27 protein-coding genes, 1 tRNA gene and 1 pseudogene are annotated in these 26,867 nt (G+C 70.4%); 14 read left to right on the forward strand and 15 right to left on the reverse strand.

All coding sequences use genetic code 11. From position 1 onward, the window contains the following. Nucleotides 1–130 precede the first annotated feature (130 nt). Nucleotides 131–313, reverse strand: a complete 183-nt coding sequence (locus tag ACMGFG_RS23490; protein ID WP_135363319.1) for a DUF7576 family protein — start codon at nt 311–313, stop codon at nt 131–133. A gap of 120 nt (nt 314–433) precedes the next feature. Next, nucleotides 434–1,618: a bifunctional sugar-1-phosphate nucleotidylyltransferase/acetyltransferase gene (glmU, locus tag ACMGFG_RS23495; protein ID WP_436932720.1), complete on the reverse strand. Its 1,185-nt coding sequence runs from the start codon at nt 1,616–1,618 to the stop codon at nt 434–436. Between the two features lie 171 nt (nt 1,619–1,789). On the opposite strand from glmU, the gene ACMGFG_RS23500 reads away from it, so the two are divergent. The 4 genes from ACMGFG_RS23500 to ACMGFG_RS23515 all read left to right on the forward strand — a co-directional run bounded on the left by ACMGFG_RS23500 (nt 1,790) and on the right by ACMGFG_RS23515 (nt 5,472). After that, nucleotides 1,790–2,266 carry a DUF7344 domain-containing protein gene (locus tag ACMGFG_RS23500; RefSeq protein WP_436932721.1) on the forward strand — a complete coding sequence of 159 codons (477 nt, stop codon included), beginning with the start codon at nt 1,790–1,792 and terminating at the stop codon, nt 2,264–2,266. 102 nt (nt 2,267–2,368) lie between these two features. Continuing rightward, a complete protein-coding gene (locus tag ACMGFG_RS23505; RefSeq protein ID WP_436932722.1) occupies nt 2,369–3,157 on the forward strand; it encodes a GTP cyclohydrolase III in 789 nt (262 codons plus the stop codon). Nucleotides 3,158–3,267: 110 nt separating this feature from the next. Continuing rightward, a complete protein-coding gene (locus ACMGFG_RS23510) occupies nt 3,268–3,861 on the forward strand; it encodes a CBS domain-containing protein (protein ID WP_436932723.1) in 594 nt (197 codons plus the stop codon). Between the two features lie 231 nt (nt 3,862–4,092). Beyond that, the gene (locus ACMGFG_RS23515) at nt 4,093–5,472 is read left to right on the forward strand and encodes an ABC transporter substrate-binding protein (RefSeq protein WP_436932724.1); all 1,380 of its coding nucleotides are present in this window, start codon (nt 4,093–4,095) and stop codon (nt 5,470–5,472) included. Nucleotides 5,473–5,506: 34 nt separating this feature from the next. Here the strand turns inward: ACMGFG_RS23515 and ACMGFG_RS23520 are convergent, their stop codons facing one another. Genes ACMGFG_RS23520 through ACMGFG_RS23535 form a run of 4 tightly spaced genes read right to left on the reverse strand, consistent with a single transcriptional unit; the run spans nt 5,507 to nt 9,945 of the window. Beyond that, entirely contained in the window at nt 5,507–6,289 is a 783-nt protein-coding gene (locus ACMGFG_RS23520; protein WP_436932725.1) for an ABC transporter ATP-binding protein, read from the reverse strand. Then, complete coding sequence (locus ACMGFG_RS23525; RefSeq protein ID WP_436932726.1) at nt 6,286–7,215, reverse strand: ABC transporter ATP-binding protein; 930 nt, start codon at nt 7,213–7,215, stop codon at nt 6,286–6,288. Before ACMGFG_RS23525 ends, ACMGFG_RS23520 begins: the two co-directional genes overlap by 4 nt. After that, the gene (locus ACMGFG_RS23530) at nt 7,208–8,674 is read right to left on the reverse strand and encodes a branched-chain amino acid ABC transporter permease (protein WP_436932727.1); all 1,467 of its coding nucleotides are present in this window, start codon (nt 8,672–8,674) and stop codon (nt 7,208–7,210) included. Before ACMGFG_RS23530 ends, ACMGFG_RS23525 begins: the two co-directional genes overlap by 8 nt. Further along, complete coding sequence (locus ACMGFG_RS23535) at nt 8,671–9,945, reverse strand: branched-chain amino acid ABC transporter permease (RefSeq protein WP_436932728.1); 1,275 nt, start codon at nt 9,943–9,945, stop codon at nt 8,671–8,673. The genes ACMGFG_RS23530 and ACMGFG_RS23535 overlap by 4 nt, the downstream gene beginning before the upstream one ends. A 246-nt stretch (nt 9,946–10,191) precedes the next feature. Here ACMGFG_RS23535 and ACMGFG_RS23540 point away from each other — a divergent pair, with 246 nt between their 5' ends. Continuing rightward, on the forward strand, nt 10,192–10,674 hold the full coding sequence (locus tag ACMGFG_RS23540) for a GNAT family N-acetyltransferase (RefSeq protein ID WP_436932729.1): 483 nt from the start codon (nt 10,192–10,194) through the stop codon (nt 10,672–10,674). An 11-nt stretch (nt 10,675–10,685) separates the two neighbouring features. After that, a tRNA-Thr gene (locus ACMGFG_RS23545) sits at nt 10,686–10,759 on the forward strand. Between the two features lie 53 nt (nt 10,760–10,812). On the opposite strand, the gene ACMGFG_RS23550 is transcribed toward ACMGFG_RS23545, so the two are convergent. Next, a complete protein-coding gene (locus tag ACMGFG_RS23550; RefSeq protein WP_436932730.1) occupies nt 10,813–10,998 on the reverse strand; it encodes an HEWD family protein in 186 nt (61 codons plus the stop codon). Nucleotides 10,999–11,205: 207 nt separating this feature from the next. Here ACMGFG_RS23550 and ACMGFG_RS23555 point away from each other — a divergent pair, with 207 nt between their 5' ends. Beyond that, a complete protein-coding gene (locus tag ACMGFG_RS23555) occupies nt 11,206–11,349 on the forward strand; it encodes a rubrerythrin-like domain-containing protein (RefSeq protein ID WP_436932731.1) in 144 nt (47 codons plus the stop codon). A gap of 27 nt (nt 11,350–11,376) precedes the next feature. Here ACMGFG_RS23555 and ACMGFG_RS23560 read toward each other — a convergent pair whose 3' ends face one another. Next, nucleotides 11,377–11,838 (reverse strand): DUF7992 family protein, encoded by a 462-nt coding sequence (locus ACMGFG_RS23560; RefSeq protein WP_436932732.1) that lies wholly within the window; start codon nt 11,836–11,838, stop codon nt 11,377–11,379. A gap of 114 nt (nt 11,839–11,952) precedes the next feature. Then, nucleotides 11,953–12,405 (reverse strand): acyl-CoA thioesterase, encoded by a 453-nt coding sequence (locus ACMGFG_RS23565; RefSeq protein ID WP_436932733.1) that lies wholly within the window; start codon nt 12,403–12,405, stop codon nt 11,953–11,955. A 157-nt stretch (nt 12,406–12,562) separates the two neighbouring features. Between ACMGFG_RS23565 and ACMGFG_RS23570 the strand changes: the two genes are divergently transcribed. After that, nucleotides 12,563–13,924 (forward strand): NAD(P)/FAD-dependent oxidoreductase, encoded by a 1,362-nt coding sequence (locus ACMGFG_RS23570; RefSeq protein WP_436932734.1) that lies wholly within the window; start codon nt 12,563–12,565, stop codon nt 13,922–13,924. Nucleotides 13,925–13,955: 31 nt separating this feature from the next. On the opposite strand, the gene ACMGFG_RS23575 is transcribed toward ACMGFG_RS23570, so the two are convergent. After that, the gene (locus tag ACMGFG_RS23575; protein WP_436932735.1) at nt 13,956–14,735 is read right to left on the reverse strand and encodes a fumarylacetoacetate hydrolase family protein; all 780 of its coding nucleotides are present in this window, start codon (nt 14,733–14,735) and stop codon (nt 13,956–13,958) included. 117 nt (nt 14,736–14,852) lie between these two features. Between ACMGFG_RS23575 and ACMGFG_RS23580 the strand changes: the two genes are divergently transcribed. After that, a complete protein-coding gene (locus ACMGFG_RS23580; protein WP_436932736.1) occupies nt 14,853–15,713 on the forward strand; it encodes a prephenate dehydrogenase in 861 nt (286 codons plus the stop codon). Beyond that, entirely contained in the window at nt 15,710–17,200 is a 1,491-nt protein-coding gene (locus tag ACMGFG_RS23585) for a small ribosomal subunit Rsm22 family protein (RefSeq protein ID WP_436932737.1), read from the forward strand. Before ACMGFG_RS23580 ends, ACMGFG_RS23585 begins: the two co-directional genes overlap by 4 nt. A gap of 57 nt (nt 17,201–17,257) precedes the next feature. On the opposite strand, the gene ACMGFG_RS23590 is transcribed toward ACMGFG_RS23585, so the two are convergent. Next, nucleotides 17,258–17,473: a hypothetical protein gene (locus tag ACMGFG_RS23590; RefSeq protein ID WP_436932738.1), complete on the reverse strand. Its 216-nt coding sequence runs from the start codon at nt 17,471–17,473 to the stop codon at nt 17,258–17,260. Between the two features lie 123 nt (nt 17,474–17,596). Between ACMGFG_RS23590 and surE the strand changes: the two genes are divergently transcribed. From surE to ACMGFG_RS23610, 4 genes are all read left to right on the forward strand, one after another. Then, nucleotides 17,597–18,388 (forward strand): 5'/3'-nucleotidase SurE, encoded by a 792-nt coding sequence (surE, locus tag ACMGFG_RS23595; RefSeq protein WP_436932739.1) that lies wholly within the window; start codon nt 17,597–17,599, stop codon nt 18,386–18,388. Nucleotides 18,389–18,535: 147 nt separating this feature from the next. Next, complete coding sequence (locus ACMGFG_RS23600) at nt 18,536–19,942, forward strand: hypothetical protein (RefSeq protein ID WP_436932740.1); 1,407 nt, start codon at nt 18,536–18,538, stop codon at nt 19,940–19,942. A gap of 78 nt (nt 19,943–20,020) precedes the next feature. Then, nucleotides 20,021–20,836: an AAC(3) family N-acetyltransferase gene (locus ACMGFG_RS23605; RefSeq protein ID WP_436932741.1), complete on the forward strand. Its 816-nt coding sequence runs from the start codon at nt 20,021–20,023 to the stop codon at nt 20,834–20,836. Nucleotides 20,837–20,973: 137 nt separating this feature from the next. Further along, nucleotides 20,974–21,654: a carbonic anhydrase gene (locus ACMGFG_RS23610; protein ID WP_436932742.1), complete on the forward strand. Its 681-nt coding sequence runs from the start codon at nt 20,974–20,976 to the stop codon at nt 21,652–21,654. A 117-nt stretch (nt 21,655–21,771) separates the two neighbouring features. Here ACMGFG_RS23610 and ACMGFG_RS23615 read toward each other — a convergent pair whose 3' ends face one another. From ACMGFG_RS23615 to ACMGFG_RS23630, 4 genes and pseudogenes are all read right to left on the reverse strand, one after another. Next, on the reverse strand, nt 21,772–24,240 hold the full coding sequence (locus tag ACMGFG_RS23615; protein ID WP_436932743.1) for a DUF2309 domain-containing protein: 2,469 nt from the start codon (nt 24,238–24,240) through the stop codon (nt 21,772–21,774). After that, nucleotides 24,230–25,714, reverse strand: a complete 1,485-nt coding sequence (locus tag ACMGFG_RS23620; protein ID WP_436932744.1) for a proton-conducting transporter transmembrane domain-containing protein — start codon at nt 25,712–25,714, stop codon at nt 24,230–24,232. The genes ACMGFG_RS23615 and ACMGFG_RS23620 overlap by 11 nt, the downstream gene beginning before the upstream one ends. A 521-nt stretch (nt 25,715–26,235) precedes the next feature. After that, nucleotides 26,236–26,700 (reverse strand): Lrp/AsnC family transcriptional regulator, encoded by a 465-nt coding sequence (locus ACMGFG_RS23625; RefSeq protein WP_436932745.1) that lies wholly within the window; start codon nt 26,698–26,700, stop codon nt 26,236–26,238. Nucleotides 26,701–26,757: 57 nt separating this feature from the next. Then, nucleotides 26,758–26,867: pseudogene (locus tag ACMGFG_RS23630) on the reverse strand (IS6 family transposase); the annotation flags it as partial.

The raw sequence follows: 26,867 nt of genomic DNA on the forward strand, positions 1-26,867 counted from the left end.
TGTCGGGCCAAGCGCCTGGTACCGCCAGTTCCGTGAACTGGTGTTGACCGCTGCGGTCTACAACCTCGAACAAGCCATCAAGGAGTGATCGCTACGTCGTCCGCGGATTCAACAAGGCATATCCGACGGGTCAACCGGTCCACTCCGCGCGGTGGGCCTCGCTGCAGAAGTGCGTCGTCTCGACCTGGCCGTCGTCGACGCGCGTGACGACCCGGTGGTCGGGGTCCTGTACCAGCGCCGCACCGCAGACGGCGCACGTCGGCGCCTCCTCCTCGGATACGTCTTCGTTGAGATCGGACGTGGGGTCGACCATCGTGTCCGACCCGTGTGTACGGACCCACTTAACCGCATACATCGACGCCGGCTCGAGAGCTACGGAACCCGCCGGGCACACGCGCCCCGCTCGCGGCTCCGTCGCTCCGTCGGCGGCCGCTCAACGGTCCCGCGTCACGGACTCGCCGGGCGTCGTCGTCGCGCCGGCGGAGAGCCGCACGCCGGGATTGAGGCTCGTGTTGATCCCGGTCTTGACGCCGTCGCCGGCGACGACGCCGAACTTCCGGCGGCCCGTCGAGACGCGCTCGCCCTTGACGGTGAAGTACACGTCGCCGCCGTCGTGGCGGAGGTTCGCCACCTTCGTCCCCGCGCCGAAGTTCACGTCCCGGCCGAGCACGCTGTCGCCGACGTAGGAGTGGTGGGGGACGTGGGTACCCGCCATGATCACACTGTTTTTGACCTCCACGGCGTTGCCGACGTGGGTATCCTCCGCGAGGAGCGTCGCCCCGCGGACGTAGGCGTTCGGCCCCACTTCGGCGCCCTCCCGGATCAGCGCCGGCCCCTCGACGACGACGCCGGCGTCGACGGTGGCGCCCTCCTCGACGACCACGTCGCCCCGCAGGTCCGCCGACTCGTGGACCTCGCCCCGGAGGTCGCGGTCGAGTTCGCCGAGTTTCCACTCGTTCGCTTCGAGCAGTTCCCAGGGTCGGCCACAGCCCAGCCAGCGCTCGACCGCGACGGTCCGGACCGAGCGCTCGTCGATGACCCGCGAGAGCACGTCCGTGATCTCGTGTTCGCCGCGCTCGCTCATCGGCACGTCCAGCCACTCCCGGGCCTCGGCCGGGAACCGGTAGGCACCGACGTTGACGAGGTCGGTGGGCGGATCCGCCGGCTTCTCGACGATGCCGGTGACGACGCCGTCCTCGACCTCGAAGACGCCGTAGCTGGTCGGGTCGTCGACGCGGTAGGTGCCGACGGCGGGGCCGTCGGCGTCGAGCAGCGCCGCGACGCTCGCGCGGTCGTAGAGGTCGTCGCCGTTGAGGACGACGAACGGCCCCTCGAGGTGTTCGCGCGCGCAGTCGACCGCGTGTGCGGTCCCGAGCTGCTCTTCCTGGACGGCGTACTCGACGGGGACGCCCCGGTACTCGTCGCCGAAGTACGCCCTGACCGCCTCGGCCTCGTAGCCCACCACGAGGACCAGTTCCGAGGCGCCGGCGTCGACGGCCGCGTCGGCGCCGTGGGCGACCAGCGGCTGGTCGGCGACCGGCAGCATCGGCTTGGGCAGCGACTCCGTCAGCGGACGCATCCGGGTTCCCTCCCCGGCCGTCAGCAGGACGACTTGCATGTACCGTGCCGGTCGCCCGGCCGGCCCATAGTGGTATCGACCGTCCCCGGAGCCGCGGCGGGTTCAGGCGCCGTATAACGACGTGGCTACCCGTTCCGGGTCACGTCATTGCGGTGTGCTATCGCGACACATACTAAAGCGGGCGGCGCGTAGGATCCGGGTCGAACGACCATGGTACGATCCGACGGCGCCGACGGCGAGACGGAAGGAGCGACACCGGCGACGGACGGCGGTGAGACGGACGATCCCGTGACGGGGGACGACACCGAGGGCGACCGCCTCCCCGCCTCGGCGGTCGCGGACCTTCGCGCGAGCGAGCGTCGCCGGCGGGTACTGGCCGAACTCGCCGAGCGGGGCGAGGTCCCGGTCTCGGACCTGGCGAGCCACGTCGTCGCCGCCGAGCGCGACGAGCCGGCCGACGCGGTCCCCGACGAGGCCGTCGACGGGGCCCGGCGGGACCTGTTCCAGGAGCACCTCCCGAAGCTGACCGCGACCGGCGTCGTGCGGTACGACTCGCTGGTCGGCACCGTGGAACTGGCGACGGCGGACTCGCGCGTCCTCGGCGACGGTGGGCACGACGCCGACCGGGGCGATACCGACGAAGGCGATGCCGACGGGCGTACCGACGACCGCGTCGCGCCGGAGTGAGGCCGGAGCGGGGCCACCGGCGCGGCTCGCCCCGACACAGCGGCGCACGCGCGCGGCCGAACGGAAAGAGCAATACAGGCAGCTACCCAACCGCCGGGTACTGTGACGAACACGCAGGTAACGCACGTCCAGATCGACAACTACGGCCCCTGGACCGTCACGCCCGAGCCCCGGCGGGAGGTCGACCTCCAGACGCTGCAGTCGCGGCTGTACGCCGACCTCTCGCAGCTGGTCGGCAACCGCGGCGGCTACGTCTTCTTCTCGCGGTTCGACAACATGATCGCCGTCACGAACGGCCTCGACGAGGACGACCACGCGCTCATCCAGGAGTCGGTCGCCAACCGCTACCCGGTCACGATGAGCCTCAGCGTCGCCACGGGGACGACGCCCGCCGAGGCGCTCGGGACCGCCACGGAAGCACTGCAGGAGGCCGGCAGCGCGCAGGACAAGTCCCGCCGGGAGATCCTGCGCGGGCGGACCATCGACGAGGAGTTCCGGACCGACGAGGACGTGCAGATCGCCCACTTCGACGTGAACGACGCGACCGGCAAGTACACCGACGAGCTCAACGAGTTCGACACGTTCATCCAGATCGAACAGGGCTACGCCGAGCTGATGCGGTACATGCGGCGGGCGTACGACTCCCTCTCCTTCTTCGTCGGCGGCGACAACGTCATCGCCGTCTGCTCGGAGATGGACCCCGCGGAGTATCAGGACGCGGTCGACCACGTCCGCGACGCTGTCGACGTGGAACTCAAGGTCGGCGTGGGTCGCGGGGAGGTCGCCCAGGACGCCGGGATGGCCGCCAAACACGCGCTGGAGGAGTGTCGCGCGACCGGCGAGGACGTACACGTCGACTGGGCCGCCGACGAGCCCGACCCCTCCGCCTGACCGGTCGATCCGGGGTCTCAGCCCGCCGGAACCGACCGCCAAATTACGTCGCGTGCCGTCTTAAGCGTGGTGCAGGTAGCTTTTAGACGCAGTGTGGTAAACGTCCACACATGCAACGAGACGCGAGCGTCCGGGAGGTGATGGACCGCGAGTTCGTCGGGGTCAGCGAGGGCGACGACCTCGGGCAGACGGCCGAGTTGATGCTGGAGGAGGGGGTCGACAGCGCCGTCGTCCTGCGCGGGAGCGACCCTGTCGGGGTCGTCACCGAGCGGGACGCGCTGGCGGCGTTCGTCGACCGCGAGGGCGACCCGCCGACCGCCGCGGAGGCGATGACCGACGAGGTGCCGACGGTCCCGCCGGACCTGACCATCGCCGAGGCGGCCGACCGGCTGTCCGCGGGGTCGACCCAGCGCGTCCTCGTCTCCGACGGCGACGAGCCGCTGGGCGTCCTGACCGAGCGCGACCTGCTGACCGCCTCGCCGTTCGCACCGACCGCGAACGAGGCCGCGCCTGCCGACCGCGAGCGGGCGGTCGCCGGCGTCACCCAGGGCCGGGGCGAGCAGGGGGTCGAACAGGCGGACTCGCGACGGGGCGAGGACTCCCACTTCGAGGACCAGTCGCTGTGCGAGGCCTGCGGGTCGCTCTCCCGGGAGCTGTCGACGTTCAACGGCCAGCTGCTCTGCCCCGACTGTCGGGATATCTGACGCGCCCGCCCCCCGACGAGCGCGTCGTGGCCACCCGCCTGGGGCGGCCTCGACGGGTAAGCACTCGTTACATGAGCGCGTTCTGGTACGTTCGGCGCCCGCAGATCGGACGGCGGATGCTGACGCTTCTTCCAGCGGTTTGACGGACCTCTCCGGCGCTCGAATCCAGGCGGGAACGTGACAGGTCGTGGGACACCTTTATAGTGGCTGGTTGACAAGGCACACAGTGAGATGTCTCGCAAGATACGTCGACGGAAGGTGCTCAGGGGACTCGGTGTCGCGGGTGTCGCCGGCCTGGCCGGGTGTGCGCAGGCGGGCGAGGACACCCCGACGGAGGGTGACGGTGGGGATGGCGGCGACGGCGGTGACGATGGTGACGGCGGCGACACGCCGGAGTCGACCCCGACCGAGACGCCCGAGCCGGAGGGGACGGAAGCCATGGGCGGCGACGGCGGGGACGGCGTCGAGTCGCGGACGATCAGGCTGGGGATCCTGATGGGGGTGACCGGCCAGCTGTCGGACCTGGGCCCGCCGATCCGCCAGGCCGCGGAGCTGGCGGCCGACTACATGGACGAGGAGAGCGACACGTTCACGGTCGACTACCAGTTCGAGGACACGGCGACGGACCCCAACACCGGGATCACCGCCGCCGAGTCGCTCGTCTCGGCGGGGTATCCGATGATCGCCGGCGCGCTGTCCTCGACGGTGACCATCCAGACGGCCAACAACGTGACGGTCCCGAACGGCGTCGTCCAGTGCTCGCCCGCGAGCACGTCGCCGGCGATCACCGACCTGGAGGACAACGGCTACCTCTACCGGACGACGCCGACGGACGCGCTCCAGGCCGAGGTGATGACCCAGATCGGCCGCGAGCGCCTGGAGGCGTCGACGACCGCGACGCTCGCGCTGAACAACGACTACGGACAGGGGCTGGCCGACGCCTACGCCTCCGCCTGGGAGGACGCCGGCGGCACCGTCCAGCAGGAGGTCAGCTTCGAGCCGGGCGCGGGGTCGTACACCTCGCAGCTGAGTTCGGCGCTGCAGGACCAGCCGGATCTCCTGATGATCGTCGGCTACCCGGACAGCGGCGTCCAGATCTTCCGGGACTTCTACGACGACTACTCCCAGGACTTCTGCGACATCATCGTCCCGGACGGCCTCCAGAGCGGCAGCCTGCCGGGCGACGTGGGCAACTCGATGCGCAACGTCTGGGGGACCGCCCCGACCTCGACCGGCCCCGGCCGGGAGACGTTCGACTCGCTCTACCAGGAGGCCTACGACAGCGACCCCTCGGAGAGCCCGTTCACCGGGCAGTCGTTCGACGCCGTCGCCGTGCTCGCGCTCGCGAACGCCGCGGCCGGCGAGAACAGCGGCGAGGCGATCCGCGACCAGATGCAGGCGGTCGCCAACGAGGGCGGCGAGACCGTCACCCCCGAGAACCTCGCCGAGGGGCTGGAGATGGCCGCGAGCGGTACCGAGGTCAACTACCAGGGCGCCTCCAGCGCCATCGAGTTCGACGACGTGGGCGACATCGCCGCCGCCACCTACCAGTACTACCGCTACGAGGAGGGCGGCTTCGAGGTCATCGAGAACATCGACTACTCTCCCTGACGCGGCGGTCGCCGCCCCCGCTTTTCGCGTCCGCTTACCCGCCGAGGAACTGCTGGCGCACGTTCTCGTCGGCCAGCAGCGCCTCCCCGGAGTCGACGAAGCGGTTCTCCCCCTGGACGAGGACGTACCCACGGTCGCAGCGGCGCAGCGCCTCCTTGGCGTTCTGCTCGACCATCAGGACCGCCGTCCCCGCCTCGTTGATCGCGTCGATGCGGTCGAACAGGTCCTCGACCAGGTCCGGCGCGAGCCCCGCGGAGGGCTCGTCGAGAAGGAGGAGGTCGGGGTCGAGCATCAGCGCCCGCCCCATCGCGAGCATCTGCTGCTGGCCGCCCGACAGCGTCCCGGCGCGCTGGTCCTCGCGCTCCTCGAGGATCGGGAACCGGTCGTAGACCGCGTCCAGCGCCTCCTCGGGGAACTCCTCGCGGATGTACGCGCCCATCTCCAGGTTCTCCCGGACGGACAGGCCGGCGAAGACGTTCTCGCTCTGGGGGACGTACCCGAGCCCGTGGTGGACCATCGACTCCGGCGGCTCGTCGGTGATCTCCTCGCCGTCGAAGGTGACCGACCCGCCGAAGACGTTGGTCAGCCCGAAGACCGATTTCATGACCGTCGACTTGCCCGCGCCGTTCGGGCCGACGATGGTGACGTACTCGCCGTCGTCGACGTCCAGGTCCACGTCCGTCAGGATCTGCAGGTCGCCGTAGCCGGCGTCGAGACTCCGGACCGCCAGCAGCGAGTCGTCGAGCGTCCCCGCAGCCGCCGCGCCGGTCGCGGCGGCGTCGGTCTCGCCTGCATCGGGGTCCCCGGCGTCGCTCATATCTCCTCCCCCAGGTAGGCGTCGACGACGCGTTCGTTCGAGCGGATCTCGGCGGGCGTTCCCTCGGCGAGGACGCGCCCCTGGTGCATGACGATGACGTGTTCGCAGTGTTCCATGATGAGGTCCATGTCGTGTTCGACCAGCAGGAAGGTCAACCCCGCCTCGCGCAGCTCGTGGACGCGGTCGAGCAGCTTCTCCTCCAGCGTCGGGTTGACGCCGGCGAACGGCTCGTCCAGCAACAGCATCGAGGGGTCGACCATCAGCGCCCGCGCGAGTTCGAGCAGCTTCCGCTGGCCGCCGCTGAGGTTGCCGGCGTACTCCTCGGCGAGGTGGTCGATCTCGAACAGCTCCAGCGTCTCCCACACCTCCTCGCGCAGCTCGCGCTCCTCCTCGCGGACCCGACCGCGCAGGCCGGGCGCGACCGCGTTGACCAGCCTCTCGCCCGACTGGTTCCGCGGGGCGAGCATCAGGTTCTCCAGCACGGTCATCTCCTCCAGTTCGCGGGCGATCTGGAAGGTCCGGACGAGCCCCTCGCTGGCGACCTCGGCCGTCCGGTAGCCGGTGATGTCCCGTCCCTCGAACGTGACCCGCCCGCCGTCCGGCTCGTGGACGCCGGTGACCAGGTCGAACGTCGTCGACTTGCCGGCGCCGTTCGGGCCGATGAGCCCCGTCAGCGTCCCCCGCTCGACGGCGAAGGAGGCCTCGTCGACGGCGTCGATGCCGCCGAAGCGCTTCGAGAGGTCCTCGACGACCAGCGACGCGTCGGCCGGGTCGAGGCCGTCGCGCTCCGCGCTCCCGGGCGTCGCCGACTCGGCGTCTCCGGTGTCGGCGTCGGCGTCCGCGGCGGTCTCGTCAGTATCGGCCGCGGTCGCGCCGGGCGCCCCGGTCGTCTCGGCCGCGTCGGCGGTCGGGCGGTCGTCACTCATCGCTCTCACCTCTGTCGGAGCGGTCGGCCCTCTCGTCGGTCGGTTCGTCTCCATCGTCCAGTCCGCCCCCGTCGGCCGCCGGTCGGGCGCCCTCGCCACCGGGTCGCCCGCCGCGCTTGGCAAGGTCGACGCTCGCTGCGACCTCCTTGCGGTGGCCGAGCAGGCCGGTCGGCCGCCGCTGCATCAGGACGATCAGGACGACGCCGACGAGCACGAACCGTAGCGACGGGACGTTCTGGACCGTGTAGGCGAACAGCGGCCCGAAGTCCAGCGACCCGACCGGGCCGAGGGCCGCGGCGAACGTGCTCGGCGCGTCGCCGCCGACGAAGTACTTCGTGAAGATGCCGGCGACCTGCTGGGGCCCCAGGAAGAGCAGGCTGGCGAACAGCGCGCCGCCGAGGACGCTCCCGGTGTTCGAGCCCGCGCCCCCGATCATCAGCGCGATGAAGATGTAGAACGTCTGGATCGGCAGGAACGTCGTCGACGTGGGGTCGGTGAACCCCTTCTGGGTCTCCCAGAGGATCCCGCCGAGGCCCATCAGCGCGCAGCCGACCATGAACACCTTCACCTTGAACAGCCGGGTGTCCTTGCCCAGCGAGTTGGCGACGAGTTCGTCCTCGCGGATGGCCTTCAGGACCCGGCCGAACGGCGAGTTGCCGATCCGGCGGAGCAGCCAGTAGAACAGGGCGACGAACGCGAGCAGGACGGCGGTGTACGCCAGCGAGACGACGACCGTCTCCCTGACGCCGACGGCCCCGAACGCCGAGATCACGGCCTCGCCGAGCGCCGTCCGGCTCCCGCTCGCGGGGTTCGTCGGGTTCGTGTAGAACAGCGACTTGACTGGAATCGTCGGGTTGATCGGGATGTTGATCCCGCGGCCGGCGCCGCTGCCGAGCGGAACCTCGGGGAGGAAGGGGACGTTCGCGAACAGCGTGAACTGCTGGAACGTCGTCGACAGCAGCGAGAGGCGGACGATCTCCGAGAACGCGACGGTGACGATGGCGAGGTAGTCCGCCCGGAGGCGCAGCGCCGGCAGGGAGATGACGGCGCCGGCGACGGCGGCCATCGCCATTCCGCCGACGACGCCGACCCACAGCGGCAGGCCGAGCCCCGGGGGGTTCCCGCCGGTCGGGGCGGTGATCGCGGCGAACGTGTAGACGCCGACGGCCATGAAGCCCGCGACGCCGATGTTGAACAGGCCGGCGTAGCCCCAGTGGAGATTGAGGGCGAGGACGAGCATCGCGTACAGCGCCGTCCAGAAGGTGACCCGCTGGAGCACGGCGACGACGCCGCCGACGCCCTGTGAGGGGCCGAGGACGGCGAATATCGTGAACAGCACGTAGATACCGGCCATGACGAGGGCGACCAGCCCGGCGTCGCCGTCGCGCAGTTCGGCCCTGAGCCGGTCGACGGTGCCCGCTCCCGCGGTCGCGGTCGACGCGCCGTCCGTCCCGCTCATGCGGTGGTCACCCCCCCGAAGAGGCCGTCCGGCCGTATCACGAGCACGAGGATCATGATCGCGAACGCCGCCGCCGTCGAGAACGACGACGGGATCCACACCAGCGAGACGGACTGGGTGAGCCCGATGAGCAGGCCGCCGACCATCGCGCCGTAGATCGACCCGATCCCGCCCAGGATGACGGCGGCGAAGATCAGGAGGAGTAGCACCCAGCCGAGGTTGTACGACAGCGTCCCCTGTTCGAGCGCCATCAGGTAGCCGGCGGCGCCCGCGAGGCCGCCCCCGATTATCCAGGTCGCGCGGACGACGCGTTCGGTCGGGATACCGGTGACGCGCGCCAGGTCCTCGTTGTCGGCCATCGCGCGCATCGCCTTGCCGAGTTTCGTCCGCTGGAGCGCGAGGTGCAGCGCGACCATCAGCGCCAGCGACGTGGCGACCAGCGTCGCCTCGGCGCTGGTGACCGAGAGGATCTCGGCGGTGTAGCTCCCGAACGTCGGTCCCGGCAGTTCGACGTAGAAGGCGTCGGCCGGCGGGCTCCCGTCGCTCGCGAGGATGATCGTCGACCGCTCGGTCGCGAACGCCAGCTTGCCGCTCACGCCGGCGAGGATCAGTTTCGGGCCGCCGGCGGTCAGCCCGCGGTTGGAGGCGCCGAAGACGAAGACGAGCAGGTACCGCAGCGCCAGCGCGACGCCGATGCTCGCGATCAGCACGGCGATCCCGCTCTGGTCGCGCATCGGCCGGAAGACCAGCCGGTCGAGGACGAGCGAGACGGCGACCGTCGCGACGACCGCGACGACGAGCCCGGCGGCGACCGCCAGCGGGTTGCCCACCGCGTTGACCGACAGGTCCGCCGCGCTGGGGCCCTCGGGGCCGAACCCGACCGTCGCGAGGTAGAGGAAGTTGCCGTCGAGGACTCCCGCACCGAGCCCGGCGACCACCCACGCGACGGCCCAGCCGGCGAACGCGCCGGTGGTGATGTAGTCGCCGTGGGCGAAGTTCGCGAAGCTCAGGATGCTGTAGGTCATCGACAGGCCGATCCCGGCCAGCCCGATCCCCAGGCCGACGACGACGCCGTCCCAGACGAGCGTCACCAGCCGGCTCGCGGCCAGCGTCCCCCCGAAGAGTTTGACCGACCCGACCGCCACCTCGACCCCGAAGACCTTCAGCAGGAGGTCGACCGCGAGCCCGACGAGGAACAGGCCGAACAGCGCCGTCTTCGGCCGCTCGGCGACCTCCAGCCGGAGGGCGGCGACGCGCTCAGCGGTCGCCATGGCTCGACTGTGGCGCCCCCCGCCCGGTCGTCTTCCGCTCGGTCGTCCCCCGCCCGGTCGGTCCCCGTTCGCGCGACGGACGCGACCCCGCGGCTCCCACCAGCCGTGCCCGACCCGAACCCGAGTCCCGGATCGTGTGGTTGGCAAACATACCTTACAGGCAGTGGAGACGCGGAGGGGATAAAACTCTTCGACGCCTGCCGGCCGAAAACCTTAGTCGGTCGCCCTCCACCGTCCGACCACCGGATGGAGATCGAGCTCGCCTCGGTGGCACAGGCCGAGACCGTCACCGACCTGTGGGTCGCCCTCGCCGAGGAGCAGACCCAGCACGACTCGCACGTCCTCGGGGAGCGCAACCGGAGTTCGGTCGCCGACGAGCTGGCCCGCCACGCCGTCACCGACCGCCTCGTCGTCGCCACCGACGACGACGCCGTCGTCGGCTTCGTCATGTTCACGCTCAACCGCGGCAGCTACGAGATGGACGTGACCCAGGGCGTCGTGGAGAACCTCTACGTCGTCCCGGAACGGCGCGAGGAGGGGATCGGCGGCGAGTTGCTCGCGACCGCCGAGCGGCGGCTCGGATCGCTCGGCGCCGACACGGTCACGCTGGAGGCGATGGCCGACAACCTCGCCGCCCGGCGGTTCTACCGCCGCCACGGCTACGACAGCCACCGCGTCCAGCTGGAGAAACCGCTCGAAACCGATACCCACTCAAAGGAGGGCGAGTAACGCCTACTTGCGCCAGGGGAGCTTGGGTGGTTCAAGCACTCGACTTGTAATCGAGACTCCCGGGGTTCAAATCCCTGCCCTGGCTTCTCCCGTTCGGGCGAAAACCGACGAGCGGCCGCTACCTCTCGATCCGACCGTTCAGGCGCCCTCTTCGAGCGGGTTGTACGCGCCGTTGATGTCCCACTCGTGGAGGCAGTAGGGGTCGCCGGCCAGGCGCTCGCCGTCCTCCTCGACGACGGTCCAGGTGCCGGAGTCGTCGTCCCAGGTGTCGGTTCGTCCGCAGCGCTCGCACTCGCGTTCCCTCGGGGGGACGATGGTTGTCATACACCACTCTCTGTCGTGGGGGGTAATGAATCTCGTGGGCTCGGGTCCGGACCGTCGGGCTCACCGACGGGACGGGGCGGCTCTCGGACCAGCCACCGACAGGACGACCACGAACTACGACTGGACGGATGCACCCTCGAAACGGATTTATATTCCTAGAATTTCCTTGCAGGAACGCTTTTCATGACGAGTGTTCACATACTTCGTATGTTCAGTGACGATCCGTACACGGTGGAGAAGTCCAGGTACGAGTGCGTCGAGTGTCTGCACAGGGTGACGACCGAGGAGACCGTCGGCGCCTGCCCGGAGTGTGGCGGTCGAATGAAGAACGTCGCGGTCCCGCGGGAGTGAAGACGGGCGGACCGGGCGCGACGCGAGCTACTCCCCGAAGTCGGGGAGGTCGTCGGGCGCCTCGTATTCGGTCTCCCACTCGATGTACTCGTCTTTGAGCACGTCGCAGACCTCCTGGCCGAGTTCGGTCAGCCCGGCGTTGATGGACGAGACGGTCCCCCACGAGTCCAGGTCCGGGTGGATGTCCATCTGCTTCCAGTCCTCCGGGAGCCCGGGGGCGTGGTAGCCGACGCGCTCGGCGTAGGAGTCCCAGAAGAAGTCGAACCGCTCGAACAGGTCCAGGTCGGCGACGATCCGGTAGTCCTCGGCGCTCATCGACGCGTCGGCGGCCCAGTTCTCGAAGGCGCGCTCCCAGGCGCCCTCGCGGAGGTACCCCTCGATCTCGTCGCGGCGGTAGTCGGTGTCGTCGACGACCTGCGCGTCCTCGTACTCGTTGGGGTCGATGGTCTCGAGCTCCGGCGGGTCCGGCGGGTCGACGTCGAGAGTCATACCCCGGGATAGGCGGGGCCGGCGGATAAGTCCACGTGCATCGGCGGGTCGAGTCGACGCGCAGTCGTCGGCGCTACCCGGGCGCACTCGTCGGCGGACCGCGCCACCGGTGTCTCAGGTGGCGCTGTCCTTGTTGTCGCCGTTGAGCGCCGCCTCGCGGAGGCGCCGGCCCTCGTCGGTGGCGACGGTGAGGGCGGGCACCTCGACGGGCTCGCGGTCGTCGTCGATGGCGACGTAGACGGAGTAGGATTCGGTGGTGAGCTCCCGCTCGCCCGAGCGGGGGTCCTCGCGGAAGACGCGCAGGCGGACGCGGACGCTGGAGCGGCCGGTCTCGTAGACGTAGGCCTCGACGAGGGCGGTCTCGCCGACGGGGATGGGCTGTTTGAAGTCGACCTGGTCCATCCGGGCGGTGACGCAGTCGCGGCCGGCGAAGCGCATGGCAGCCATCGCGCCGACCTCGTCCATCCACTTGAGCACGTTCCCGCCGTGGGTGGTCCCCAGGGAGTTGGCGTGGTTCGGCTGGACCATCCAGCGGTTCTCCAGAAACGTGTCCATCAGGTCTGGCATCGCCGGCGGTTGGACAGGCGCGCCCATATGGCTGGCCTTTCGAACGGTTGGTACCCGTCTCGGCGGTCGGGCGGGACGAAGACGCGCGGTCGCTTCGGGCCGGCGGACCGGTCCGAATGGAGGGGGATTTATACTCCGAGGGGGCGGGGGTAGGCGTATGGACCGCGCAGACGTTGCGATCGTCGGCGGCGGCCCGGCCGGCACCGCGGCGGCGTGGGCGGCCGCCGACGAGGGGGCCGACGCCGTCGTCGTCGAGAAGGGCGTCCCGCGGGCTGACCGCGACCGCCTCGGCCCCGACTCGACGGACGCCGCCGGGATGCTCGACTACTGGCTGGATATCATGGACGTCCCGGCCGAGGAGATCCCCGACGACGTGATCTTGAGCGTCCTCGACGGCGCCGAGTTCATCGGCCCCTCCGAGTCCGTGACGCTGGAATCGACCGGGATCGGGTCCTCCTACGACCACTTCGGGTTCGCCTTCCACCGCGCGAAGTTCGACGACTGGCTGCGCGACCGCGCCGAGGACGCGGGCGGCCGGTATCGCGTCGGGACGAGCGTCAACGCCGTCGAGACCGACCTCTCGGGCGACCCGCGCCACACCCTTCAACTCGCCGACGGCGAAGCGATCGGCGCCGACTATCTCGTCCTCGCCGACGGCCCACAGCGGACGGTCACGACGGGCGTCCTCGACCAGTTCCTCCCCGGCGATCGGAGCGTCTCCGACTATCTCTCCCCCGACCAGGCAAACCACATCGCCTATCAGGAGCACCGACGGATCCCCGAGGAGCTGTTCGACCCCGCCCACATCAAGTTCTGGTGGGGCGTCATCCCGGGCCACACCGCCTACCCGTGGATCTTCCCGAACGACGACAACGTCGCCCGCGTCGGCCTGACGATGCCGATCGGGATGGACCTGGACGACGTGGACGACCCCGAATCGTACGCCCTCCTCGAACCGGACGACGAGCAGATCCCGGCGGGCGCGGTCTACCTGCGGCGCCTGCTCGAACGGGAGTATCCGGGCTACGACCTCGACGACTTCCCGCTGGTCGAGGACCGCGGCAAACAGCGCGGCACCGAAGCCTATCCCATCTCCTCGACGCGGCCGATCGACTCGCCCACGAGCGCGGGTATCGCGGTCGTCGGCGGCGCGATGGGCACCACCTCGGCGTTCCACGAGGGCGGCGACCACGTGGCCGTCCGCACGGGCAAGATCGCCGGCGAACTCGCCGCCAACGACCAGCTGCTGCGGTACAACGGCCGCTGGAAAGAGGCCATCGGGGAGGAGATCCTCAGGAACGTCACCTTCGCGGAGGTCGTCCGCGGCTGGGAACCGGCCGACTGGGACCGCGTCTTCGCCGCGACCCGGGCGATGAAAAACCGGGGCGGCTACGACTGGGGCGGCGCCCTGAAGTCGGGCACGACGGCGCTGAAGCTCGTCGCCGACTACAAGTGGACTAAACGGGGCTTCCGCGACGGGAAGTACGTGCAACTGCGACAGGACGAATACGAGGTCTGAACCCGCGGTCGACAGGAGCCCGGGGCCGTCTCTATCCGTCCGGGAACCGCACCGAGTGCCGGAGCGTCCCCACGTCGTCGATCTCGATCTCGACCTCGTCGCCGTCGGCGAGCGGGCCGACGCCCTCGGGGGTGCCGGTGGCGATCACGTCGCCCGGTTCGAGGGTCATGTAGGTCGTTATCTCCTCGATGAGTTCCGGGATCGAGAAGATCATCCTGTCGATGGACGCGGACTGGCGGACCTCGCCGTTGACGCGGGCCTCGATAGTCGCGTCCTCGGAGAGGTGTTCGGGCGTGGCGATGACCGGGCCCATCGGGGCGGCGCCGTCGAAGGCCTTGCCGCGGACCCAGTTCTGCTCGCGGTCCTGGTCGTCGCGATTGGAGAGGTCGTTGAACGGGGTGTAGCCGGCGATCACGTCCTCGGCGGTGGCGGCGTCGACGTTGCGGCAGCGCTCGCCGATGACGACGCCGAGCTCGGCCTCGTGTTCGACCCGCTCCTTGCCGGCGGGGAGCGTGACTGTGCTGTTGTGGGTGGCGACGGTGTTGGGCGTCTTGAGAAAGAGCAGCGGGCGGTCGGGGATCTCCTCGTCGCGCTCGTCGGCGTGGTCGGCGTAGTTGCGGCCGACGCAGACGATCTTGGTCGGTTCGCAGGGGGCGAGCACGTCCACCTCCTCGGGGTCGAACGTCTCGTCGCCGAAGGCGATGCGCCCGTACGGGCCCGCGGCGGCGGTGACCACCTCCTCGCCGTCCCTGACGGTCCACCGACCGCCGCGGACGTTGCCGGCAGAATCGCGAAAGCGGACGCGTCTCATGGCCTGGATATCTGCGGGCGGACTGATAAGCGTTTTCAGAGCGGGACACGTTGACATACGGCGACCGGGAGTCGGGTGACCGAACGGCTTTTGGAACGGGCCACAGTAGCCGGGCGCATGAACCTGCTCGTGGTCGGCGCCGGCGAGATGGGGCGGTGGTTCGCCCGGACGGTCGCCGCCGGGACCCCCGACCCGCCGGCGGTCGCGTTCACCGACACCGACCCGGGCGCCGCGCGCGAGGCCGCCGACGCACTCGGCGATCCGGGCGACGCGGGCGCGTCTGCTTCGACGACCGCCCGGGCCGTCCCGACGGACACCGACGAGACCTTCGACGTGGTCTGTTTCGCGGTGCCGATCCCGGCGCTCGACTCCGTCGTCCCGGCCTACGCCGACCGCGCCGACCGGGCGATGGTCGACGTGGCCGGCGTGATGGGACCCGCCGTCGAGGCGATGGCGGCGGGCGGCCCGGACCTCGAACGGGTGAGCTTCCACCCGCTGTTCGCGGCGGCCAGGGCGCCCGGCAACGTCGCCGTCGTCGCCGACGCGCCCGGCCCCGTGACCGACGAGCTCCGCGCGGCGCTGGTCGACGCCGGCAACGACTGCTTCGAGACGACCGCCCGGGAGCACGACCGGGCGATGGAAACCGTCCAGGCGCGCGCCCACGCGGCCGTGCTCGCGTTCGGCATCGCCGCCGAACCCGTGGCCGACGAGTTCGAAACGCCGGTCTCGGAGGCGCTGTTCGACGTGCTGGGGACCGTCACCGGCAACGACCCTGGCGTCTACGCCGACATCCAGGAGGCCTTCGACGGCGCCGAGAGCGTCGCCGACGCCGCCCGGCAGGTGGCCGAGGCCGACCGCGAGACCTTCGAGGAACTGTACCGCGACGCCGGGACGGCACTGCCACCGAGCGCGGACGAGGACGGAAGCGGTAGCACAGACGAGGACAGAAGCGGTGGCGCTGACGGGGGCGAACCATGAACGACGACCAGCGGGAACAGGTTCGCTCGAACGCGAAGTACCTCCGGCAGGTCCGGCCCGTCGACCCCGAGGAGATCTACGAGTACGTCGACGGCCAACCCCACCCGGCCGCGGTCGCGCAGGTGCTCCGCGAGTCCGCGGTCGACCTGGGCCTCGTCGAGCGCGAGGACGGGACCTTCGAACCCGTCGAGGAGGAACCCCTCTCCGTATCCTTCCACGGGGTCGAGACCTTCCCGGTCGAGTACGGCCGGACCCTGGAGGACCGGCTGGTGGCCGAGTACGGCCCGGGCTGGCCCGACGGCGACTCGGGCGACCGCCTGCGCGAGCGGATCCGCTCGTTCAAAGACGACTACTACAACCAGCGCGCCGTCGAGTACGACGGCGAGACGGCGCTTGCGTACGCGCTCTATCACCTCCCGGACTACTACGCCGTCGCCCAGTACGTCCTCGCTGACCTCGCTCGCGAGGGTCCCCTCCCGAAGCGCCTGCGCGTCCTCGACGTAGGCGCCGGCGTCGGCGGACCGGCGCTCGGCCTGCACGACCTCGTTCCCGAGGACGCGCTCGTCGACTACCACGCCGTCGAACCGAGCGACGCCGCCGACGTGCTGGCGGACCTGCTCGACGAGACGGGCCGGAACTTCCACCACACGGTCCACCGCGAGACGGCGGAGGCGTTCGAGCCCGGTGCGGTCGCCGGCGTAACCGACCCGGACCGCTCTGGCGACGGCGACTCCGACGACGGCGACACCGGCTTCGACGTGATCCTCTTCTCGAACGTCCTGAGCGAACTGGACGACCCCGAAGCCGTCGTCCGCCGCTACGCCGACGCGCTGGCCGAGGACGGCACCATCGTCGGGCTCGCCCCCGCGGACCGCAACACTGCCATCGGCCTGCGAGAGGTCGAGCGGGCGGTCGCCGACCGCGGACCGCTGACGATCTACGGACCGGATGTCCGCTTGTGGCCCGGCGAGACGCCCGAGGACGACTGCTGGTCGTTCGAGGTCGAGCCCGACATCGAGGTGCCAGTCTTCCAGCGCCGACTCGACGGCGGCGACCCCGGCGAAGTCGGCCTCGACGGCCCCGAGCGCCGCGACGGTGAGTTCGAGAACGCCGACGTGCAGTACGCCTACACCTACCTCCGGACGGACGGTCGGCGGCGCGTCGACTTCACGCCGGACGACTCGCGGGTCGCCAGGCTGGCCGACACCGACGACCTGATCACCGAGCGGGCGAACGTCTACTTCGCGAAGCTCAGCCGTGATCTGTCCGACGACGGTTACCCGCTATTCCGGGTGAGCGACGGCAGCCAGGAGGTCGACCACTTCGCCGTGCTCACCGACGAGTCGACGCTCAACCGCGACCTCCTGACCGCCGAGTACGGCGACGTGCTCGCCGTCGAGAACGCCCTCGTCCTCTGGAACGACGACGAGGACGCCGTCAACCTCGTGATCGACGGCGAAGCGGTCGTCGACCGGATCCCGGTGTAGAGCGACCCGCGGGACGACTATCGGGCCGGTTTCGGCGGACGCGTTCGTCGCGCCCGGCTACTCGTCGAACCGTTTCAGGACTTGGTCGAGCGTGACGACGACCGACTCGTCGGCCGGTGGCATCCCCTCCAGATTGCTATCGACGTCGAACTGCCGCTCGCAGTCGACCGTCGCGTGCGTCTTCGTCCGTTCGCGAATCGTCCCCTTGATCCGTTCGCCGTCACCGATGTCGACCAGCACGGCGTCACCGACGGCCGGTTCGGGCCCGGACATCGTCGGACGATCGAACGGGGGGCAAAATAGCGTTTCCGTCGCGCCCGTGGTCGCGGGGCGCCGAACAGAGCGGGCCGTCGATGCGTTCGGTGTACTTTTGCCGGTACCGCCGACAGGAGGCGTATGGACGAACCGTCGATCCTCCTGACGAACGACGACGGGATCGAGAGCGCCGGCCTCCGGGCGCTCTACGACACGCTGACCGACGTGGGCGACGTGACGGTCGTCGCCCCCGCCGAGGACCAGAGTGCGGTCGGGCGGTCGCTGTCCCACGAGGTGACTGTCCACGAGCACGACCTGGGCCACGCCATCGAGGGGACGCCGGCCGACTGCACGGTCGCGGGCCTCGGTTCGCTGGTCCCGGACGCGGACATCGTCGTCGCGGGGTGCAACCAGGGCGCGAACCTCGGGGCGTACGTCCTCGGGCGCTCGGGGACCGTCTCGGCGGCCGTGGAGGCGACGTTCTTCGACGTGCCGGCGATCTCGGTGTCGATGTACATCCCGGTCCGCGACGACGGGGCGTTCGAGTCGACGCAGGTCGACCCCGACAGCTACGCCGAGGCCGCGCGGGCCACGGAGTACCTCGTCGAGCGCGCCCCGGAGACCGGCGTGTTCGAGGACGCCGACTACCTGAACGTCAACGCGCCCGTCGCCGAGTGGGGTCCGGCGGAGATGGCGGTCACGTTCCCCTCCGAGGTGTACCAGATGACCGCGACCCGGGAGGAAGACGGCGTCCACCTCCACGACCGCATCTGGGAGCGGATGGCTGACGGGACGATTCCGGACCCCGAGGGCAGCGACCGCCGGGCGGTCGTCGACGGGAAGGTGAGCGTCTCGCCGCTGACCGCGCCCCACACGACCGAACACCACGAGGAGCTCGACGCGCTCGCCGAGACGTACGACCCCGGCGCGTAGCCGGCCGAACCCGCGCCCGCGTGGGCGTCCCGCCCCTCCCTTGTTCGCCGCCCCTCCCCGACCGTTCGGAATACTGTCGACCAGCCGAAAGGACTACGTTCGTCCCGGTCGACGCGTCGAACACACCGCCCTCCAGCGGTCCCACCGATGAGACAGACAGTCGCGACCGTGGGCGTCGTCACCCTCCTCCTGCTGGCGGGCTGCGGGAGCCTGCTCGGCGGCCAGGGGACCGGAGCGCCCACCGAGACCGACGTATCGACTGACGAACCGACCGATACGCCGACAGCGACGGCGTCGGCGACGCCGACCGCCACGTCGTCGCCGACCGCCCCCACAGCGACGGATAGCCCGACGGCTACGCCGACCGAGGGTCCGACGACTACCGCGACCCCGTCGCCGACTCCGACACCCGCGCCGACCGCGACGCCCACTGCGACCCCGACGCCGACCCCGGACGACGGCGACGAGCCGAACGTCGAGGTGCGCGGCGGCGACCTCTCGGTCGACGCGGACGCCGTCTACGCGGACGTACAGGCACTGCTCGGGACGGACGTGGAGCCGCCGACGGTCTACGTCCGCGAGGAGATGCCGGCGCTGGAGCGGTACAACCGCCAGCTGGCGGAGAACCAGTTCTACGACACGTTCGGCTACGGCGACCGGTTCATCAACACCAGCGTCTACCACGGGTCGGCGACCCCCCAGCGCATCGTCGTGATGCCGAAAGACGCCAACGCGACCCAGCAGAAGACGCTGCTGGCCCACGAGTACGTCCACTGGCTGCAGTTCCACAGCGACGCCGTCGACACCGGCAACTTCGGCGGGTTCGTCGACGACACCGACTCCCAGCAGGTCGCCGCCGGCCTCGTCGAGGGCGCGGCGGTCTACGTGACCGACCAGTACGTCGAGCGGTACCTGAACACCTCCTGGAACCAGACTCAGGAGCTGCGCAACCAGTACGAGCACGGCGCCGAGGGCCGCCGGCTGTTCCGCGCCCGCTACCTCTACGGCGCGCGGTACATCCACTCGCAGGTCGACAGCCCGCGGAACGTCTCGTGGCTGTACGACCCCTCGACGCCCACGCCGGTGACGGGCGAGCAGCTGATCCACGGCGACACGCCGAGCGAGGAACCCGAACGGAACCTCACGCTGTCGGTGAATCGGACCGGCGAGTGGCGCTTCCCCTACGACCACTACGACACGAAGGGGGAGATCGTCGTCCGGACGATGCTGCGGGCGGACCTGAACCGCTCGACCGCCGCGACCGCGGCGGCCGGGTGGGGTACCGACAGCATCGCCCGACTGCACGACGCCGACAACTCCAGCCGGACGGCCTTCGCCTGGGCGCTGCGCTGGGACGACCCCGGCGAGGCCGACGAGTTCGCCGCCGCCTTCGAGTCCTGGCGGGCCGCCCAGCCGACCGGAGACGGGACGGTCTACCGGCTCGCCCGCGTCGGCGACGGGACGACCGTCGTCTTCGCCGGTCCCGAGTCGTTCGTCGGCAACGCCACCGCGTCGGGCACGGCCGGCAACGTCACCGTCTCCGTCGCGGGCTGACGGCCGAGGCCGCTACCGCTCGCCACGCCTTCTCACGGTCCCGAAACACTCAACTCCGCACTTTTCGAAGCCGGCCGCATGGGCGAACACGACGCCGTCGACCGGGTCGACGAGCCGGTCACCGTCTCGACGCTCGTGGACGACCTCCGCGATCTCGGCGTCGAACGGGGTGAGACGCTACTCGTCCACTCGTCGCTCTCGGCGCTGGGCTGGGTCTGCGGCGACGCGCAGGCCGTCGTCGACGCGCTCCGGGCGGTCGTCACCGACTCGGGGACGCTCGTGATGCCGGCCCACACCGGCCAGTACACCGACCCGGAGGCCTGGTCGAACCCGCCGGTCCCCGACGACTGGATCGAGACGATCCGCGCGGAGCGACCGCCCTTCCGCCCGGAGAGCACGCCGACCCGCGGCATGGGCGCGGTCGCCGAGTGCTTCCGCGGCTACCCCGACACGGTCAGGAGCCGCCACCCGACCGTCTCGTTCGCCGCGTGGGGCGCCGACGCCGAGGCGGTCGTCGCCGACCACGCCTACGACGAGGGGCTGGGCGACGGGTCGCCGCTGGCCGAGGTCTACGACCGCGACGGGACGGTGCTGCTGCTCGGCACCGACTACGAGACCAACACCTCGGTCCACCTCGCGGAGTACCGCGCCGCGTTCCCGAAGGATCGGGCGACAAACGAGGCGCCCGTGGTCGAGGACGGCGACGCGGTCCGCGTCGAGTACGAGGACATCGAGACCGACACCTCGGACTTCGCGGAACTCGGTGCGGACTTCGAGGACGAGCGTCCGGAAGCCGTCGAACGCGGGACCGTCGGCGCCGCCGAGGCGCGGCTGGTCGACCAGCCCGCGCTCGTCGACTACGCCGTCGAGTGGTTCGAGTCGAACCGGGTCTGACAGGAACTGTCCGGGAGTGTCCCCGACGCGAGCGAGTCACCCGGCCGTCGTCTGCCGCGGTGCTCGGCCGCGTCCTCGGTAGCGAGTTTGTTACACGATGTCAAAGAGCTATACGGCCGGCCCGAGTTGGTCGTCGCATGAACGGGACCGTCATCGACCTGCTGGCGGGGAACGCGCGCCACACGGAGCGGTTCGCCGACCGCTTCGACGACGTACAGGAGACCCAGCATCCCGCCGCGGTCACCGTCTGCTGCTCGGACTCGCGGGTGCTTCAGGACGAGATGTGGGGCAACGAACAGCCGGGCCACCTCTTCACTGTCGGCAACATCGGCAACCGGGTCGTCCAGCGGGGCGACGCGGGGTCAGAGGTCTCCGACGACGTGCTCTACCCGATCGCCCACGCGGGCACCGAGACCGCTGTCGTCGTCGGTCACACCGGCTGCGGCGCCGTCACCGGCGCCTACCAGGCTCTGACCGCCGCTGGCTCCGAGCCGGCGGGGATCGAACACTACCTGGGCCTGCTGGCGCCGCACCTCGAAGCCGGCGTCGCGGCGCTGCCGGACGGGCTCGACACGGACGAGGCGGTCGACCGCCTCGTCGAGTACAACGTCGACCAGCAGGTCGAATCCCTCGTCGACAGCGACCGCGTGCCCGACGCCGTCGACGTGGTCGGCGCGGTCTACGACTTCCAGGACGTGTACGAGGGGCAACGCGGCGAGATCCACGTCGTCAACGTCGACGGCGAGCGGCGCGTCGACCCGCTCCGCGAGGACCACCCCGAGGTCGCAGACCGGATCGACCGGATCTGGGAGTACTGATCGGGGTCGGATCGGACCGGACTCCGGTCCGCCGTGTGCGAGCGTGGGTGAGGACCCTCTCAGTGGACGAGCACGGACGAGGCGCCGCTCAGTGGGCGAGCACGGACGAGGCGCCGCTCAGTGGGCGAGCGGCGTCGCGGCCGCGGCCCGCTCCCACTCCAGGTCGCCCTGGTAGTGGACGGCGGCGTTGTCCTGCTCCGGGTCGACGACCGTCAGCGAGAGCCAGCCGTTGTCGAACAGCCTGGCGACCTCCTCGTGGCGGGCGAGGATGTCGGCCACGCGCTCGACGGGGGCGTGGATAACCGCCGTGAGGCGGAGCGGGTGGTGGTACGGTTGCTCGCTGTCGACCTTCAGCGACTGGAGCGGGAGGCCGGTCATCAGGTCGCCGCCGTTGCCCTGCACGACGCCGATGTTGCCGCGGGGGTTCTGCGTGACCTTCGAGCCGCTGCCGTAGACGGCGTTGTCGACCGTCGCGAAGTAGTACTGGCTGTTGATCCACTGGGTCACCACGAGCGGGCCCGTCATGATGGCCTCCAGCGCCTCCCCGTCGGAGTCGGTCGACCAGTCGTAGGAGTGGAGGAACGCCCGCCCGTCGAGGTCCCGGCCCTCGGTCAGCTCGCGCGGGCCGATGACGAACGACCCGTTGCCGGCCAGCCCCCACTCCGGGCGGGTCTCCGCCCAGTCGGCCGTCCGGCGCTTCGTCTCGCGAACGCCGTCGTCGGGGTCGGCGCCCGCCATCGACTCCGCGCGCTCGGCCGCGGCCCCGGCCCGCGCTTCCTCGAGGTCCGCGCGGAGGCGTTCGAGGTCCTCGCGGTGGCTCTCGGGCACGCCCCCGTCGAACAGCGTGATCTCGTCGGTGGTGGTGTTGTGCTCGCCGGCGAGGAAGACGGTGTCCTCGGGGATGTCGTGGCCGCGCTCGCGGAGTTGCGCCCTGACCTCCTCGTCGTTGCAGATGGCGGCGAGCGCGCGGGCGTTCGGGCCGCCGGGGTTGCCGGCGCAGGCGCCGCAGTCGAGGCTCGAATCGAACGGGTTGTTCGTCGTCTCGCTGGCGTGGCCTGCGAAGACGACCAGCCGGCCGAACTCCTCCCAGCCCATCAGATCGAAGGCCGTCTCGGCGCAGTCGACCTTCTCCGCCAGGGTCATCCCGTGGGGCAGGTCTCCCTCGTCACCCCCCTCCTCGGGACGGTCGAGCGCGGGCTCGCAGAACGCCGCGGCCGAGGGGACCCGCTCGTCGACGGCCTCGGAGAGGTCGGCCACGGCGGAGGGGACCAGCGTCCGCGCGGCCATCGCCGCGCCGTAGGCGCTGCCGCCGCCCTCGACGAAGGTGAAGGCGGCGGCCACGTTGGTCTTTAGCGACTTGAGGTGCTCCCGGGCGGCCGTCGCCAGCCCGCTCCAGCGGTCGTGAGCCGCCTCCTCGCCCTCGTGTTCCGGGCGCTCGGTGACCCGATGTTCGGGGTCGACGATGGGCGGGCAGGCGTCGATCTCGACCTCCGAGTCGTAGCCCTCGTAGCGCATCGGGACGCCGAAGAAGCCGGCGTAACCGTGAGTCTCGTACGGACCGGCCTCCTCGATGTGGCGGCGGATGACCTCCGAGCGGGTGTCGATACAGAAGACCAGCTGGGCGGCCGGGCGGTCGTCGCCGCCGTCGGTCGACGGCTCCGCGGCGGACTGGTCGGCCGTGACCGACTGGTCGACCGTGGCCGACTGGTCGATCCCGTCGAGCAGGCGGGTGCGGTAGCTCTTCTCCCAGGCGGTCAGCCATATCTCGGCCAGTGGAACCTCCTCGGACTCGTCGTGCTCGACGGTCACCTCGTAGTCGGTGGATTCGTCACCCGCCCCGCTGTCGTCGGGGTCGACGGGTGCGTCGAACAGGTCGACCAGCGTCAGCCGGACGGCGAGGTAGTCGAGCAGCGAGATGGGGTACTTCGACTGCCACGGCCCCGCGTGGCCGTCGGCGCGCTGCTTGACGAACCCGGTCCAGCCCGGCATGGCGGCGAGGTGGTGCTCGAAGATCGCCTCCCAGCGGCCCTCCGGATACTCCGAGAGGACCGACTCGACCGCCTCGACCGGCGACTCCGGGATGTCCGACGGGTCGTCGCAGCCCGGAATCTCGTCGTCATGGGGGGCCAGGCTGCGCCAGGCGGCGTAGAAACCGCGCTCGCGGTTGGGCATCGACCACTGGGCCTGCCCCTGGTCGAGGAACGCGGCGAGCCACTTCGAGAGTACACGGTCGACCGTCTCGGTGGCGTCGTCGGTGTCGCTGCCGCGCTCGCGCTCCGCCTCTGCGGTCTCCATCTCCTCGAGCAGCGCCTCGGGCGTCCCGGAGACGCCGTGTGCGTCGAGTTCCTCGCGCAGCACCTGCGGGTCGATCCGGCCGTCCTCCCAGGCCCGCCGGAAGACGGATGGGTGGGGGTAGCCGCGGCCGCCGAACAGCTGCTCGGCCTCGCTCACCGCGCGGTGGAACGGCCGGTCCTCGAACCCCGCGAGGGGGTTGGCCGTGACGAACGAATGCAGCGGCCAGACCGAGCCGACGGTCTCGGCCGCGCGGTCGATGCTGTCTTCCAGGGTACTGCGTTCAAGCGTCATCGTAGTCCTCCGTGGCGGTGAGGATGGTGTCCGGATGGGGCTGCGAGCGGTTCAGCAGGGCGACGTAGAGGCGTTCGCTGGAGCGGTGCCAGCCGAGCTCCGTCGCCAGGTACGACAGGACGAACAGGGCGGCGACGCCCACGTGGACGGCCGTCAGCTCGGTCGGCGCCTTCGCCATCGGCGCGCTGCCGATCACCGTCGAGATGGCGTTGAACAGCAGGCCGTAGGCGCCGATGGCCGTCAGGACGACGACCGGGACGCTGAGCAGGCGGGCGACCGGCGAGAGCGTCGACCGCCGGAGCACGTCCCGCGTCGCGTGCATGGTCGTCAGGACGACGACCAGTGCCAGGACGAGCCCGCTGTTGATTTCGGTCCCCTTCCCGGTGAGGACGGCGAACAGGGCGCCGCCGCCGACCGCCGTGAGCAGCCCGACGGCGACGCCGGGGAGCGTCAGCCGGTCGCGCTTCGCTTCTTTCGGGGCGGTCTGCTCGACGGCCTCGCCCGAGGAGAGGAACAGGTACGCCTTGTAGAAGCCGTGCAGGACGAGGTGGGCGATGGCGGCCGCGAAGAAGCCCAGGCCGCACTGGAGTATCATGAAGCCCATCTGCGCGACCGTCGAGGCGCCCAGTTTGCGCTTGATGTCCGTCTGAACCAGCAGCAGCGCCTGCCCGAGCAGGGCACTGACGGCGCCGACGACGACGATGACGGACATGACCGCCGGCGTGTCAGCGAGCAGCGGCGCGAACCGGGTCAGCAGGATGCCGCCCGCGTTGACGAACCCGGCGTGCATCAGCGCCGAGGCCGGCGTCGGCGCGGTCATCGACGACAGCAGCCAGGTGTGGAACGGGACCAAGGCCGACTGGAGCATCGCCGCGAGGAAGATAGCGCCGACGGCGACCAGCGCGACCGGCTGCGAGAGGGTCCCGACTTCCCCGAGGATGCCCGAGATCGAGGTCGCGCCGGTCGCCCGGACGAGGACCGCCAGGCCGACCACGAGCAGTCCGCTGCTGGCGAGGAAGTGCCGGCGGGCGCTGGCGGCGGCCGCCTGGGCCTGCTCCCATCCGCGGACGTGGCCGACCAGCGACGCCATGAGGAGCCCCATCGCCAGCCACGCCCCCGCGAACAGCGCGACGTGGTTCGCCGCGGTCATCGTCATCACGACGAGCGTGAACGCGAAGATCCGGGCGAAGAAGGCCTCGACGCGTGCGTCGCCCGCCATGTACCGCCGGGAGTAGCTGTGGACGATGCCGCTGAAGAAGGTGACCACGACCCACATCACGGCGGTCAGCCCGTCGACGACGACCAGATTCGCGACCGCCCACTCGCCGACCGTCACGACGAGGGCGAGGGCGCCCGCGCTGAGGACGAAGAGTGTCCAGACCGCGACCGTGGCCGCTCGCGGGAGGAACGAGGTCGGCGGCGAGACTGTCTCCGAGAGCGCTGCGTCGTCGTTCCGTCCCGTTTGGCCGGTCATCGTTGTGTCCCCGACCAGTCCGCGCGGCCACCGAGTTCCGTCCCGGGACCCACACGAACTGGTCGTCGTTACACCCTTGTAGAACAATGTGGTTATTATAACCTTTGGTTCGCACAATTCGTTCGGAGAAGATGGATGAAAGAACGTTATGGTCATTGGCGCGGGATAGCACAACGGACCAGTCCCGGTACCTAACTGGGGGGACCACGGGGAGCGTCCAGGCAGCGCCGCTACGCGGTGGCGTTCCCGGGGACAGCGGTCGCACGCGGGAATCTGTCGAGACAGCGGGCGCCAATTCGGTCGACACACGTGCGGTTCGGGCCGGCGTGGAACAGTCGCGGGGCAGAGCCGAGTGTGAGCCCGAACGGGGACGCTGACGAACAGACCGGTATTCGGTAGCGGCTTTTCGAACGAACTGGTACGACTCTGGGATCACGAGCGAAGCAACCGTAGGTCGGCCAGCGAGTGCGGTCCGGTCCCGGTCACTGCCGGTCGACTGCGGACGCCGCCCGGGCGGGGGGTCACTCGGCCGAGAAGTCGTCGAACGGGGTCGTCTCGTGGCTGCGGACGAGCACCTCGTCGGCGACGGTCAGCCCCATGTCGAGCAGTTCCTGCGCGACCGGCGTGATGTCGTCGTCGGACTCGCCGACGGCCGTCACGAGGAGGTTCTGCTCGCCCGTGACGAGCTCCTGGACCGAGACGACCCCCGGGATGTCGAGGATGTCGTCGATGAGTTCGCCCCGCTCGGGGATCGGGGCGGTACAGAACAGCAACATCCGGAGCGGGTAGCCGGACTTCTGGTAGTCGACGTCGGCGCTGTACCCCTTGACGACGTCCTCCGATTCGAGCCGCTGGATGCGCTTGCGAACCGTGCTCGACGAGGCGTCGGTCCGCTCGGCGATCTCCCCCGAGGAGAGGTTGCGCGCGTCCTCCTGCAGCGCGGCGAGGATCTCCCGGTCGACCTCGTCGAGTTCGTACTCCGCCATACCCGCGAACTTCTCGCGGGGCGCATAAGGAACTTCGGCTCCCGTCGGCGGCAGTGTTCAGATAAGCCGATTCCATGCGAACGCGAAAGAGCTAAGCCAGTCGTCGGCGGTTGCCGGATCGACGTGACTGAAACAGTTTGAGAACGAATTGGTTCGGCGTTTTACCT

It is taken from the genome of Halosimplex halobium (genome assembly GCF_051414055.1).
Taxonomy (GTDB): Archaea; Halobacteriota; Halobacteria; order Halobacteriales; family Haloarculaceae; genus Halosimplex; species Halosimplex halobium.